The organism is Pseudomonas sp. E1MeOHC2 (genome assembly GCF_058745025.1).
This window is the reverse complement of record NZ_CP196675.1, coordinates 4,978,435-4,992,222: the sequence shown is the minus strand read 5'-3', so window position 1 is coordinate 4,992,222 and position 13,788 is coordinate 4,978,435. Positions and strand designations below refer to the sequence as shown.

General features: G+C 61.5%; 12 protein-coding genes. 4 read left to right on the top strand and 8 right to left on the bottom strand.

Annotation, left to right across the window (positions count from 1 at the left end; genetic code table 11):
* The first annotated feature begins 64 nt into the window (after positions 1-64).
* A complete protein-coding gene (locus tag ACSSU5_RS22620; RefSeq protein ID WP_492559859.1) occupies positions 65-694 on the top strand; it encodes a riboflavin synthase subunit alpha in 630 nt (209 codons plus the stop codon).
* A gap of 2 nt (positions 695-696) precedes the next feature.
* Positions 697-1,398 (top strand): YoaK family protein, encoded by a 702-nt coding sequence (locus tag ACSSU5_RS22615; protein ID WP_492559858.1) that lies wholly within the window; start codon positions 697-699, stop codon positions 1,396-1,398.
* Here the strand turns inward: ACSSU5_RS22615 and ACSSU5_RS22610 are convergent, their stop codons facing one another.
* From ACSSU5_RS22610 to proP, 3 genes are all read right to left on the bottom strand, one after another.
* On the bottom strand, positions 1,399-2,103 hold the full coding sequence (locus ACSSU5_RS22610; RefSeq protein ID WP_264313517.1) for an SDR family oxidoreductase: 705 nt from the start codon (positions 2,101-2,103) through the stop codon (positions 1,399-1,401).
* A 110-nt stretch (positions 2,104-2,213) separates the two neighbouring features.
* The gene (gcvA, locus tag ACSSU5_RS22605) at positions 2,214-3,110 is read right to left on the bottom strand and encodes a transcriptional regulator GcvA (protein ID WP_264313518.1); all 897 of its coding nucleotides are present in this window, start codon (positions 3,108-3,110) and stop codon (positions 2,214-2,216) included.
* Positions 3,111-3,143: 33 nt separating this feature from the next.
* Positions 3,144-4,646 (bottom strand): glycine betaine/L-proline transporter ProP, encoded by a 1,503-nt coding sequence (gene proP, locus ACSSU5_RS22600; RefSeq protein ID WP_492559857.1) that lies wholly within the window; start codon positions 4,644-4,646, stop codon positions 3,144-3,146.
* A 1,170-nt stretch (positions 4,647-5,816) separates the two neighbouring features.
* Between proP and ACSSU5_RS22595 the strand changes: the two genes are divergently transcribed.
* Positions 5,817-6,752 carry an IS110 family transposase gene (locus ACSSU5_RS22595; protein WP_264309399.1) on the top strand — a complete coding sequence of 312 codons (936 nt, stop codon included), beginning with the start codon at positions 5,817-5,819 and terminating at the stop codon, positions 6,750-6,752.
* A gap of 122 nt (positions 6,753-6,874) precedes the next feature.
* Here ACSSU5_RS22595 and hemB read toward each other — a convergent pair whose 3' ends face one another.
* The 5 genes from hemB to glaH all read right to left on the bottom strand — a co-directional run bounded on the left by hemB (position 6,875) and on the right by glaH (position 12,893).
* Positions 6,875-7,849, bottom strand: coding sequence for a porphobilinogen synthase (gene hemB / locus ACSSU5_RS22590; protein WP_264313520.1), 975 nt, complete (start codon positions 7,847-7,849; stop codon positions 6,875-6,877).
* A 230-nt stretch (positions 7,850-8,079) separates the two neighbouring features.
* On the bottom strand, positions 8,080-8,973 hold the full coding sequence (locus ACSSU5_RS22585) for a PA4780 family RIO1-like protein kinase (protein ID WP_264313521.1): 894 nt from the start codon (positions 8,971-8,973) through the stop codon (positions 8,080-8,082).
* Positions 8,974-9,092: 119 nt separating this feature from the next.
* Positions 9,093-10,484: a GABA permease gene (gabP, locus tag ACSSU5_RS22580; RefSeq protein ID WP_264313522.1), complete on the bottom strand. Its 1,392-nt coding sequence runs from the start codon at positions 10,482-10,484 to the stop codon at positions 9,093-9,095.
* A gap of 158 nt (positions 10,485-10,642) precedes the next feature.
* Entirely contained in the window at positions 10,643-11,893 is a 1,251-nt protein-coding gene (gene lhgO, locus ACSSU5_RS22575; RefSeq protein WP_264313523.1) for an L-2-hydroxyglutarate oxidase, read from the bottom strand.
* Positions 11,894-11,915: 22 nt separating this feature from the next.
* Entirely contained in the window at positions 11,916-12,893 is a 978-nt protein-coding gene (glaH, locus tag ACSSU5_RS22570; protein WP_264313524.1) for a glutarate dioxygenase GlaH, read from the bottom strand.
* Between the two features lie 195 nt (positions 12,894-13,088).
* Here glaH and csiR point away from each other — a divergent pair, with 195 nt between their 5' ends.
* Entirely contained in the window at positions 13,089-13,784 is a 696-nt protein-coding gene (csiR, locus tag ACSSU5_RS22565; protein ID WP_492559856.1) for a DNA-binding transcriptional regulator CsiR, read from the top strand.
* The last annotated feature ends 4 nt before the right edge of the window (positions 13,785-13,788 follow it).

The window sequence follows — 13,788 nt, the reverse complement described above, 5'->3', positions numbered from 1 at the left end:
TTTTACCGCTTCAGAGGCATAGTTTCCGGGGGACTTCATTTTCCCGTGCCCAGGAGCAATTTCCATGTACACCGGCATCGTCCAGGCCGTTCGCCCGTTGCTTGATGTGACCACTTACCCCGGCCACAGGCAGTTCACCCTCGACCTCACCCCTGAATTGCTCGACGATCTCAAGATCGGCGCCAGCGTCAGCGTCGAGGGTACCTGCCTGTCAGTCACCGAGATCGACGGCACCCAAGTAAAGTTCGACGCCATGAACGCCACGCTGGAACGCACCAACCTGCGCAGCTTCAAGGCCGGTCAAGGGGTGAACGTCGAACGCTCGGCCAAGATGAACGCCGAGGTCGGCGGCCACCTGATGGCAGGCCACATCGCCACCACCGCCGAGGTCGTCGAACTGTCCATCGAAGAGACCGGCGCCTTCATCAAGTTCCGCATGCCTGCGGCGTGGGCCAAGTACGTGTTCCCCCGCGGTTTCCTTGGGGTAAACGGCTGCAGCCTGACGGTCGCCGATGTCGATGACAGCGTCATCACCATCAACCTGATCCCAGAGACCTTGCGCCAGACCACGTTCGCCCACTACAAGGTCGGCGAGCTGCTCAACATCGAAGTGGACCACCAGACCATGGTCTTGGTCGATGTGGTCGAGCGCACGCTCAAGGGCACCCTGGCCCGCGAAGCACTGCTGCGCTGAGCATGCTGCCCAACGTACTGCCCGCACGCAACGCACGACGGCTCAGGCTCCGGGCCGTGCGGGGTCGGGTCGGCTTGGGGCTGGTCGCCGCGCTGTCGGTGCTGGCCGGCATGACCGATGCCATCGGCCTGCTGGCCCTGGGTGATTTCGTTTCGTTCATGAGCGGCAACACCACCCGCCTGGCGGTGGCCATCAGCGAGGCGGACCTGGCCATGGTGCTGCGCCTGAGTGGTGCGGTGTTCGGCTTTGTCGCGGGCAATGCCCTGGGCGTGATGCTGGCTCGGGCCTGCCGTCGCCGCGCCTGGCCGGTGCTGCTGGTGGTCGCCGTGCTGCTGGGTGTCGCGGCGGCATGGCCCCTGCCCGCGACCTTTGGGGCGCTGCTGGCGGCGACACTGGCCATGGGCATGATCAATGCCGTGGTCGAACAAGTGAATGGCCTGCCAATCGGCCTGACCTATGTCACCGGCGCCCTATCCCGCTTCGGTCGCGGCCTGGGGCGCTGGTTGCTGGGCGAGCGGCGCAATGGCTGGCGCGTACAACTGGTGCCTTGGGCTGGCATGTTGATGGGCGCGGCACTGGGCGCCTGGCTTGAGCACCAGCTGGGCCTGCAGGCGCTGGCAGGCAGTTGCGCGCTCGCATGCCTGCTGGCCCTGGTGACACGGTTCATTCCGCGCTCATGGCAACGGGGCTACATGCCGCGTTGATCAAATGCTCCGCGTAATCCCGCCATCGACCTTGATGTTCTGGCCGGTGATGTAGGCTGCCCCGTCGCTGGCCAGGAAGGCGATGGTGGCGGCGATTTCTTCGCTGGTGCCGTAACGCTTGAGCGGCACGCTGTCGCGGCGCGCTTCGGTGGCCGGCAAGCTGTCGATCCAGCCTGGCAGCACATTGTTCATGCGGATGTTATCGGCGGCGAACTGGTCTGCAAAGATCTTGCTGAACGACGCCAGCCCGGCACGGAAAACCGCCGAGGTGGGGAACAGTTCGCTTGGCTCGAAAGCCCAGGTGGTAGAAATGTTGATGATCACGCCGCCCTTCTGGCGCTGCATGATCGGCGTCACCAGGCGCGTCGGGCGGATGACATTGAGCAGGTAGGTTTCCATGCCCTGGTGCCAATCTTCGTCGCTGATTTCCAGAATCGGCGCACGAGGGCCGTGCCCGGCGCTGTTGACCAGCACATCAATGCGCCCCCACTTGGCGATGACCGCATCGACCAACCGTTGCAGGTCTGCGTTGGACTGGTTACTGCCAGTCACGCCAATGCCACTCAGTTCTTCGGCCAATGCTTCACCCTTGCCGGACGAAGACAGGATGCCGACTTTGAACCCATCGGCGGCCAGACGCTTGGCGGCCGCCGCGCCAATACCGCTGCCACCGGCGATGACAACTGCTACTTTTTCTACTGACATGAAGCCCCCTTGTCGAGCATTCAGCCCGGGTGAGTGATGGGTTCCAGACTAGCACCGTCCCCCACCCGCCAGAGAGCCAGTAAAGCTTCTGATAGACGATAGAAAAACTACTACCAGGATGCCTTCGCCTGCTCCAGCAACCAGCTGCGCACCTTCTCCAATGCCGGCGGCTGGTAGGCATTGCGCGGCCAGACCAGGTAAAACGCCTGTTCCAGCACCCAGTGCTGCTCGAACACCAAGGCCAGCCTGCCTGCTGCAATATCGTTCTGCACGAAGAAGTCGCTGGCCAAGGCGAGCCCCTGCCCTGCAACCGCAGCATCAATCGCCAATGACGTCTGGTTGAAACGTACATTCTTGGCGCCCGCCAACAGCGGCTGTTGGAAGACCTCAGCGATGAAGTCCGGCCAGAAGTTGTGCGCATCATGCAGCAGTGGGAAACGTTGCAAATCGTCAAGGGAAGCCGGCGTGCCCAGCTGTTCGAGCAACCCAGGGCTCGCCACGGCAACGATGCGCTGCTTCAGGAAAGGTTCGACATGTAACGCCGGGCCGAACGGAGGGCGACCGTAGCGCACCGCGATGTCCACACCTTCGGGGCGGAACTGCGACAAGCGGTCGGTAGCCAGCACCTGAAGGTCGATATCGGGGTGATCGTGGGCAAATGACAACAATCGAGGGATCAGCCACTTCGCCGCGAACGTGGGTGTGACACTGACTGTCAGCTGGGATGCATCGGGGCGCAGCGCCTGGGTAGCCGAGGCGATCAAGGCAAACGCGCTGCGAATATCGGTGCTGTAGCGCTGTCCGGCGCCGGTGAGGCTGAGGCCCCTGGGCAAGCGTTCGAACAGTTTGAGCCCAAGGTTCGCCTCAAGCCCGCGAACCTGCTGCGCCACCGCCGCCTGGGTAACCCCCAGCTCATCCGCCGCCAGGCGGAAGTTGAGGTGGCGTGCCACCACCTCGAAAACACGCAACCCGTTGAGTGGCGGTAGCGCCGAAAAGCCCTCGGCCATAAAGATAATCTACTGAGTACAGGGCCCTGTACCTTACTCGATACGCGGGTGTTGCTGCACCAGCAATTGGCGCTTGGCCTCCAGTTCGGCGATCTGCGTGTCGATGTCTTCGATTTTCTGCTCGATATTGTCGTGGTGCTCCTGCAGCAGTTCGCGCGCTTCCTCGATGTCCGAGGCGGCAGGTGCTGCACCGCGCAGCGGTTTGTTGGCGGTCTCCTTCATGGTCAGCCCCGTGACCAGGCCGACGGCTGCAATCACCATCAGGTAGTAGGCCGGCATGTACAGATTACCCGTGCTTTCCACCAGCCAGGCGGCAAGGGTCGGGGTGAGGCCGGCGATCAGTACCGAGATGTTGAAGGCACTGGCCAGGGCGCTGTAGCGAATGTGCGTGGGGAACATCGCCGGCAACGTCGAGGCCATCACGCCAATGAAGAAGTTCAGCAGCACGGCGATGATCAACAGCCCGGCGAAGATCAGCCCGAGCACCCCGCTGTTGATCAGCATGAAGGCCGGGATGGCCAGCGCAAACAGGCCGACACTGCCGACCACGATGAACGGCCGGCGGCCGAACTTGTCGCTGAGCAACCCGATGATCGGCTGGACGAACAGCATGCCGACCATGATCGCGATGATGATCAGCACCCCGTGGTCTTCGCTGTAGTGCAGGTTGTGCGACAGGTAGCTGGGCATGTAGGTGAGCAGCATGTAGTAGGTGACGTTGGTGGCGATCACCACGCCAATGCAGGTCACCAGGCTGCGCCAGTGCTGGGTAGCCACTTCCTTGAACGACACCTTGGGGCCGGAGGCCAGGCCTTCGCGGTCACCCTGTTCGAGCTTCTCGACGTGTTGCTGGAACGCCGGTGTTTCCTCCAGCGCATGGCGCAGGTAGAGGCCGATGATGCCCAGCGGCAAGGCCAGGAAGAACGGCAGGCGCCAGCCCCACTCAAGGAACTGCTCCTCGCCCAGCACGGTGGAAATCAACACCACCACGCCTGCGCCGAGCACAAAACCTGCAATCGAGCCAAAATCCAGCCAACTGCCGAGGAAGCCGCGCTTGCGGTCGGGTGCGTACTCGGCGACGAAGATCGACGCCCCGGTGTATTCGCCGCCCACCGAAAAGCCCTGGGCCATCTTGGCCAGCAGCAGCAGGATCGGCGCCCAGATGCCGATGGTGGCATAGGACGGAATCAGGCCGATGGCAAAGGTACTCAACGACATGATCACGATGGTCGCGGCGAGGATCTTCTGCCGGCCGAACTTATCGCCCAGGGCCCCGAAGAACAACCCACCCAGCGGGCGGATCAGGAACGGCACCGAAAACGTGGCCAAGGCGGCAATCATCTGCACGCTGGGGTCGGCGTTGGGGAAGAACACTTTGCCAAGCGCGTAGGCGACAAAGCCATAAACGCCGAAGTCGAACCATTCCATGGCGTTGCCCAGTGCGGCAGCGGTGATCGCTTTGCGCATCTTGGCGTCGTCGACGATGGTGATATCTTTCAAGCCGATCGGATTGACGCTTTTCTTGCGAGATTTCATGCCCATTTCCTTGTCACTGAATGCTCTAAGGCATGAGAGGCAAAGGGACACTAAATAATTCAGCGCTTGATAAATTTTTTGTCAGCCTGAGCAGCAACGCTAAGCCACTGTGGGAGGTTGCCCAGCTTCTTTGGGTTGCGCTGCCACGCAGAGAACAGGGGACATGGTGGGAGCGGGCTTGCCCCGCGAATAAGGCCACGCGGAGCATGGCACCGGCTTCGCCGGTGTTCGCGGGCAAGCCCGCTCCCACAGAGTTGCTGCTAACTCAATGAGTTAGGTTTTGTTCTATGAGAGATTGCCCAGCCTCTTAGGGTTGCGCTGCCACGCAGAGAACAGGGGTCATTGTGGGAGCGGGCTTGCCCCGCGAATAAGGCCACGCGGAGCATGGCACCGGCTTCGCCGGTGTTCGCGGGCAAGCCCGCTCCCACAGAGTTGCTGCTAACTCAATGAGTTAGGTTTTGTTCTATGAGAGATTGCCCAGCCTCTTGGGGTTGCGCTGTCACGCAGAGAACAGGGGTCATTGTGGGAGCGGGCTTGCCCCGCGAATAAGGCCACGCGGAGCATGGCACCGGCTTCGCCGGTGTTCGCGGGCAAGCCCGCTCCCACAGAGTTGCTGCTAACTCAATGAGTTAGGTTTTGTTCTATGAGAGATTGCCCAGCCTCTTAGGGTTGCGCTGTCATGCAGAGAACAGGGGTCATGGTGGGAGCGGGCTTGACCCGCGAATAAGGCCACGCGGTGGATGGCACCGGCTTCGCCGGTGTTCGCGGGACAAGCCCGCTCCCACAGAGTTGCTGCTTACTCAATGAGTTAGGTTTTGTTCTATGAGAGATTGTCCAGCCTCTTGGGGTTACGCTGCCACGCAGAGAACAGGGGTCATTGTGGGAGCGGGCTTGACCCGCGAATAAGGCCACGCGGAGCATGGCACCGGCTTCGCCGGTGTTCGCGGGCAAGCCCGCTTGTGTCTTGGAGAGGGAATAGAATCTGAAGTGAGAGCGGTGAATGGCAAGCTGATAGCCCGAGGTGCCCAGAGCACGTGTGGGAGCAAAAGCTGCCATTCACCGTTCCACTTTGGCGAGAGCCCGAACAGTTGGATGAGGGGCGTAATCTCGAATCACAAGCGTGGGCCAAGCCAAAGCGCTCTCACTCCTTGAGTTTAAGAGGGTTTGGCCATGTCTTCCTCTGTCGGCATCGATGTTTCCAGTGCCACACTTGCTGTTCACATCCGCCCTGAGGGGGTGAACTTCAGTGTTTCCAATGACTTGAAGGGATTCCAACTGCTCGTCGAAAAGCTTGGCGGGTATGCAGTTTCAATGGTCTTGCTCGAAGCTACCGGTGGCTACGAGTGCAATGTCCTCAAAGCGCTGCAGGATGCCGATTTTCCGGTTTGCCGGATCAATCCCAGTCGTGCCCGGGACTTTGCCAAGTCGATGGGTAAACGCGCCAAGACCGATCCCATTGACGCAGCTGTTTTGGCTCACCTGGCTGAAGTTATGCCCCCACGGCCTTGCCAGGTGATGACACCCGAGCGGGCCTTGCTGCGCGAACTGCTTATGCAGCGGGATCGCTTCGTCCAACAGCGCGACGATGACAAGCGGCGCCTGAAGCAGGCGCGGGCTCCCAGTGTTTGTTTGCGGTTGGAACAACACATCGCCTATCTGAAGGGTGAAATTCGAGCGCTGGAACAAGAGATCGCACAGCAGGCAGCAGCTTTGCCTGATGACCGGGTTAAACAGCTCACTCAAGTCAAAGGAATTGGTCTGATTACTGCCGGAAAGCTGATGGCCTTGCTGCCAGAGCTGGGCCAGGTGGATAAGAAGGAAATTGCCGCCTTGGTCGGTGTTGCGCCGTTCAACCAGGACAGCGGCAAGCAGTCGGGCAAGCGTTCAATCTGGGGGGGGCGCTCACAAGTCAGGCGGGCGCTCTATATGGCCTGCTGGGTGGTGATACGGCACAACAAGGACTTCTGCGAGCGCTACAAAGCACTGCGAGCCCAAGGGAAGTGCGCGAAAGTATCGGTGGTGGCGTGTATGCGAGTATTGATAGTGAGGCTAAATGCGATGCTCAAGACCGGAACGCCCTGGAAGGAGCAAATAGCTCATTCGTAGGAGCAAGCCTTGCTGGCGATGCCCGGCACAGCCGGGCCTGGGGCGCTACGCGCCCCATCGCCGGCAAGGCCAGCTTCCACAAGAAGACAGTTGCTCCCACACAGCCGCGCTTACTTCAATGATCAGATCCCTTCGCGGGCCAGGTCCATGGCGAAGTAGGTCAGGATCAGGTCGGCACCAGCGCGCTTGATGGCACCGATGCTCTCACGCACCACGCGCCCTTCGTCGATGGCGCCAGCCAGGCCGCCGAACTTGATCATCGCGTACTCACCACTGACCTGATACGCCGCCAGCGGCAGGCGCGAGGCCGCGCGGATGTCGGCGATCACGTCAAGGTAGGCACCGGCCGGCTTGACCATCAGCACATCGGCCCCTTCCTGCTCGTCGAGCAACGATTCGCGCACGGCTTCGCGGCGGTTCATCGGGTTCATCTGATAGCTCTTGCGGTCGCCTTTGAGGGCGGTACCGCCGGCCTCGCGGAACGGGCCATAGAGCGACGAGGCGAATTTGGTCGAGTAGGCCATGATGGCCGTGTCATGGAAGCCTGCGGCATCCAGTGCACCGCGAATCGCCTGGACCTGGCCGTCCATCGCCGCCGACGGCGCGATGAAGTCGGCACCGGCCGCTGCCGCGACTACCGCCTGCTTGCCCAGGTTGGCCAGGGTGGCGTCGTTGTCCACGCTGTGGTCGTGTACCACGCCGCAATGGCCGTGGCTGGTGTACTCGCAGAAACAGGTGTCGGACATCACCACCATTTCTGGCACGGTGTCCTTGCAGATCCGCGCCATGCGCGCCACCAGGCCGTTTTCGTTCCAGGTGTCACTGCCCACTTCGTCCAGATGGTGCGAGACACCAAAGGTCATCACCGACTTGATGCCGGCGCGGGCGTAGCGCTCGATTTCTTGCGCCAGCAGCTTTTCGGGGATGCGATTGACACCCGGCATGCTGGTGATCGGCACGAAATCATCGATGCCTTCTTCGACGAAGATCGGCAGGATCAGGTCTTCAAGGCGGAACTCGGTTTCCTGGAAGATCGAACGCAGGGATTCGTTCTGGCGCAAGCGACGAGGACGAACGGAGGGGAAACGGTTGGACATGACAGCTCCAGGGAATATGGACGGCGTACACCATATGCCTGTTGAGCGTCAGTGAAAAGGCTGAATGACGAGATTGTGTCTTGCACCGGGAGCAATAGCGTGGATTTGCAATGTCTTCACCGGCCTCTTCGCCGGTAAACCCGCTGCCACAGGACTGGGCAAGCGCAGGAGGATCTCCCACCCGGTACAGCGCTTTGCTTAAGAGAGGCGCTGTACCTGTGGGCTACGGCTTACTGCAACCAGGGCGGCGGCGGTTCCTCACCCTTGACCGGACCACGCTCGGCATCGGCCAGCGCCGCTCGGCGGCGGGCGTCATCGAAGCGGGCGGCTTCGATTTCACGCAGCACGCCGTCCACGTCGGCCGCCTCGTCGTCGTCATCGAACACGCCGGTCAGCGGGCTGTCCGCTTTCAGCTCGCCCGCTTCGAACAACGCCCACATTTCCTGCGCGTAGCGGGTGCTCTTGAGCTCGGGGGCGAAGCGGCCGAAGTAATGGGCCATGTTCGCCACATCGCGTTGCAACATGCTGAACGCGTGGTTGTTACCGGCCGCATCCACTGCCTGCGGCAAGTCGATGATCACCGGGCCGTCAGGCCCCAGCAGCACGTTGAATTCGGACAGGTCGCCGTGTACCAGCCCCGCGCAAAGCATCAATACGATCTGGCGAATGACGAATGTGTGGAAATCACGGGCCTCTTCGGCCTCCAGGTGCACATCGTTCAGGCGTGGGGCGGCATCGCCATCGGCGTCCGTCACCAGCTCCATCAACAGCACGCCATCCTGGAAATCGTAAGGTTTGGGTACCCGGACACCGGCACTGGCCAGGCGGAACAGCGCCGCCACTTCGGCGTTCTGCCAGGCATCCTCGGCCTCTTTACGGCCATACTTGGAGCCTTTGGCCATGGCCCGGGCCTGGCGGCTGTTGCGGACCTTGCGGCCTTCCTGGTACTCGGCGGCCTGGCGGAAGCTACGCTTGTTGGCTTCTTTATAGACCTTGGCGCAGCGTACCTGGGTGCCACAGCGCACCACGTAGACGGCAGCTTCCTTGCCGCTCATCAGAGGTCGCAGTACTTCGTCGACCAGGCCATCTTCGATCAGGGGTTCGATTCTTTTTGGAGTCTTCATCAGGCTTGAGTTCTGGGGTCCTGTGGCCGAGCCGTGGAGGTGGCGGCCATCCTCTCACAGCCTGATGGATCTTGCTCGTCTGTGATGCAACGTTCGTCTGTTCGGGATGTGTCGGGCGCCTAGGCGCCCTGCCCCACAGTACTGCCTTGCACCACCCGCGCCCGTCGGCGGGTGATCAACAACCCCGAGCAGACCACGAAGATCGCCAGCACCATGGTCGAAACCACCTCAAGCCGATGATCCGGACGGAACAACATCAGTACGAGCACACTGCTGATGAACAGAATCACCGCCCAGGTCAGCCACGGGAACAGCCACATGCGGTAGCTCAGGGTCTTGCCCTGGGCGGTCAGGCGCTTGCGCAGGCGCAGCTGGGAAATGGCGATAACCAGGTAAACCAGCAAGGCAATGGCACCGGAGCTGGCCATGAGGAAGCCGAACACCTGGGCCGGCACCAGGTAATTGGCGATCACCGCCAAAAACGCCGCGCCGGTGGACAGCAGAACCGCGACAATCGGCGTACCGCTGCGGCTGGTCACTTGGGCACAGGCCGGTGCGTCACCGCGACGGCTGAGCGAATAGACCATGCGCGAGGCGGTGTACAGCGACGAGTTGAGGCAACTGGTGACCGAGGTCAGCACGACGAAGTCGATGATGGCCTTGGCATGCGGCACACCGAGCGTATCCAGCACCGTCACGTAGGAACCTTCGGTGGCCAGCCGTGGGTCGGTCCAGGGCACCAGCGCGATGACGATGAATATCGACAAGATGTAGAACAGCGTGATCCGCCAGATCACCGAGTTGGTGGCCTTGGAGATGTGCTTGCCAGCTTCGTCCGACTCGGCGGCGGCAATGGTCACCACTTCGGCCCCGAGGAACGAGAACATGGTGATCAGCATGGCGCTGAGGACCGCGCCGAAGCCGTTGGGCATGAACCCACCGTTATCCCACAGGCGCGAAACACCGCTGACACCGGAGCTTGGCAGCAGGCCGAAAATGGCGCAGGCGCCCAGAACGATGAAGGCAACGATGGCAATGACCTTGACCAGCGCCAGCCAGAACTCGAATTCACCGTAGTTCTTCACGCTGAACAGGTTGGTGGCGGTCAGCAGCAGCGTGATCACCAACGACAGCACCCAGATCTCCATCTGTGGGACGTAGGTGTTGATGATGGTCGCGGCAATGTTGGCTTCGATGGGGATGATCAGCACCCAGAACCACCAGTACAGCCAACCGATGGTGTAGCCGGCCCACTTGCCGATGGCGAGGTCCGCATAGGTGGAGAACGAGCCGGTATCCGGTGAAGCGACCGCCATTTCTGCCAGCATGCGCATCACCAGCACCACCAGCCCGCCGGCCAGGATGTAGGCCAGGATGGTAGCGGGCCCGGCCTCGGCGATGGCGCGACCGGAGCCGACGAACAGGCCAGCCCCGATCACCCCGGCGATGGACAGCATGGTGACATGCCGCGATTTCAATCCATGACTCAAATTGTTTTTGTCTGTTTGCATGGTCTTACCTTCTTATTCTTGTCATGCCCGCGCTGGGCCGTCAGCACGCATGGCTAGCGAACGCGGGCGCGAAAAAGCCCGCCCTGCCCTAAATGGTGAGTAGGGCAAGGACGGGTTGAGTAAAACGAAACGCAGATCCGCCGTGGTTACCCGCCTGCTCAGCCAGCAGCGCGCTGCTGGCCAGCCAGATCAGGCTTGGGCAAACCGCCCCCCTGGCGGGTGACTTGTTCGCAGACCTTCTCGACGATGTAGGCGCCGATAGGAATCGCAGAGGTCGCGGCAGGCGATGGCGCGTTGCACACGTTCACGCTGCGCGGGGAGTTGACGAAGAGGAAATCGTCGATGAGCTTGCCATCGCGGGACACCGCCTGTGCCCGGACACCCGCCGGATAAGGCGTGAGGTCGTCCTTGGTGATGCTCGGGCAGTACTTCTGCACCTGCTTGAGGTAACCGCCCTTGAACAGCGAGTTTTTCATCTCGATCAGGCCCGGACGCAGGTTCTTGGCCAGCACCTTGAGGATGCCGGGTGTGGTCAGGGTCTGGAACATGTCGCCAAGGCTGACGTCGGACTTGCGATAGCCCTCACGCTTCATCGCCAGTACCGCGTTTGGCCCGACGGTCACGGTGCCGTCGATCATCCGCGTCAGGTGCACGCCCAAAAACGGCATGGACGGGTCCGGAATCGGGTAGATCAGGTGGTTGACGATCTGGTTGTGCTGTTTGGGCAGCAAGTAGTACTCGCCGCGGAACGGGCAAATCACAAAGTCGGTCTTGATGCCGAGCATGCTCACCACGCGGTCGGCCATCAGGCCCGAGCAGGTGACCAGGAAGCGGCTGTGGAACTCATCGCTGCGGGTACGCACGATCACTTCGTTGGCACGCTCCTCCAGGCCGATCACCTCGGCGCTGTAGCGGATCTCGCCACCGGCACGCTGGAACTGACGGCCCATGGCCGCAGTCACTTCGGCGTAATTGACGATGCCACTGGAGGGCACGAAGATCCCGCCCAGGCCGACGATATTGGGCTCGCGTTCATGCAGTTGCGCGGCCGATAACCATTCGCGCTCCAGGCCATTGGCGGCGGTACGTTCCCACAACGCTTTCATGCGTTGCATTTCCAGGTCGTTGGTTGCCACCAACAGCTTGCCGCACTCATCGAAGGCAATGCCGTGCTCGGTGCAGAAGGCCTTGGTCGCCTTGTTGCCTTCCAGACAGAAGCGCGCCTTGAGGCTGCCGGGGGTGTAGTACACCCCAGCATGGATCACGCCGCTGTTGTGCCCGGTCTGGTGGCGCGCCGGGCCGGACTCCTTCTCCAGCAGGAGAATCTTGGCGTCCGGGTACACCTTGATCAGGTGCATGGCTGTGGACATGCCCACAATGCCACCGCCGATGATGATGAAATCGTACACAGTGTTACCTCCCGCGCCGTGTTTACTGGCCGCGCTGGTACAGCGGCTTGGGGAAGGCGACATAGCCGCGTTGGCGCATCAGCTCGCGGCGCAGACCGTCGTGCGGGGTGAAGCGGTCGCGGCCGTGGAGCCAGAACAGATTATTGATCAGGACGAAGCTGCCCACCGCTACCGGTACGGAAAGTTTCTGCTCGCTGCCTTCCAGCGATTCGGACAAGGCGTTCAACCAGATGCCTTCCTCGAAGTTTTCCGGCTGTACGAACTGGTCGATGTAGCGCAGGGTCGGTCGGCCTTCGGCGTCGGTATCGAACACCGAATGGAACACATCCTCGGCCACTTTCTTGCTCGGTGGTGCGGTCCAGCGCATCTCGCGGCGCGCCAGCGGGTGGCGGAAGAACGCCTCGCAGTCTTCCCAGTCGTCCAGGTGCAGCAGCAGCGAGTTGCCGCCTTCCATGTTCCTTTCGTCGATCTTCAGCATCAGCACGTAGTCGGTGATCTGGTTCACGAAGGTGCCGTCGTTGTGCAGCTCCATCACACGGTGTGGCTGGCGCAGGTAGCTGTCGGAGTTGTCGCTGTTCACCACCACGAAGCGGGCGTAGTACTGGCCGCTCATGGCGTCGTAGTTGGAGCGACCGATCAGGTGGGCACAGGCAGTGGTGAACTTGACCATGTCTTCGGCCTGGCTCACGTCATCCAGCCCGACCGGGGTAATCAGCATGCCGCCGGTGGCGCGGTCGAGGATGGTGTTGAGCAGCACCGGGCGCAGCGTGCCTTCGCACAGCTGGTCGAGGACCTCGCCAACCCGAAAACGCAGGAACGACTTGTATTCCAGCGCCTGCACCGGCCACTCGGCCACCGCCTTGACGAACGCCTCCACGGTCTCGCGGGCAAAGGTCAGTTCAAGCAGACGCGGCGACTGCTTCGAAGGGGCGATGGTGTAACCCCGGGGTTCGAGTGGCAATGGCATGACAAGTTCGTCGATCTGCGTAAAAGCGTTCATGGCTAAGTCCTGGCAGAAAAAGGGGGTGGCGCTGTCCAGTCATGATCTGGATCAGTGCGGGCGAAGCAAAAATATCGCCACTCAACCAAAATGTCTACATTTTTATAAAACGAAGATAAATGACACGTATGTCCATTGTTTTTCGTCCGCCAGCGGTTTCGGTATGATCGGCAAAACGTTTTGAGGAACAGGACCTTGGAAGCGCTCGCTCCCCGACAAAATTCAGCATTCAGCGGGTATGAGAGGCTCAAGAAGGACATCATCCGTGGCGTGTTCAAGCCTGGGGAAAAGCTCTTGATGAGCACCCTCAAGGATCGCTACGAGCTCGGCGTGGGGCCCCTGCGCGAGGCACTCTCGCAGTTGGTGGCCGAGCACCTGGTGAATGCCATCAGCCAGAAAGGCTACCGTGTCGCGCCCATGTCACTGGCGGAGATGAACGACATCTACGATGCCCGCGCCAACCTGGAAGCCATGATCATTAGCCTGGCCATCGAACGCGGCGACGACGCCTGGGAGGCCTCGGTGCTGGCCTGTTCGCATACCTTGGCCAAAGTGGTGGAAGTGAAAACCCGCGAGCAGCGCCTGGACGTCTGGGATGAGCGGCACAAGGCGTTCCACACCGCCATCGCCTCCGGTTGCGGCTCCAAGCACTTGCTGCAGGCCCGCACCTACCTGTTTGACCAGGCCGAGCGGTATCGTCATCTGTGGCTGGCGCAGACGGTGTTTTCAGAGCAGGCCCTTGAACTCAAGCGCCAGGAGCACGCGGCGCTGGTCGATGCGATCCTGGCCCGTGACGCCAAGCGCGCCAGCGCCATGATGCACTCGCACCTGATGACCCCCGTGCCGATCATTGCGCAGATCATGCATGCCGAGGGCATCGGGCGCGGGTAGCGCC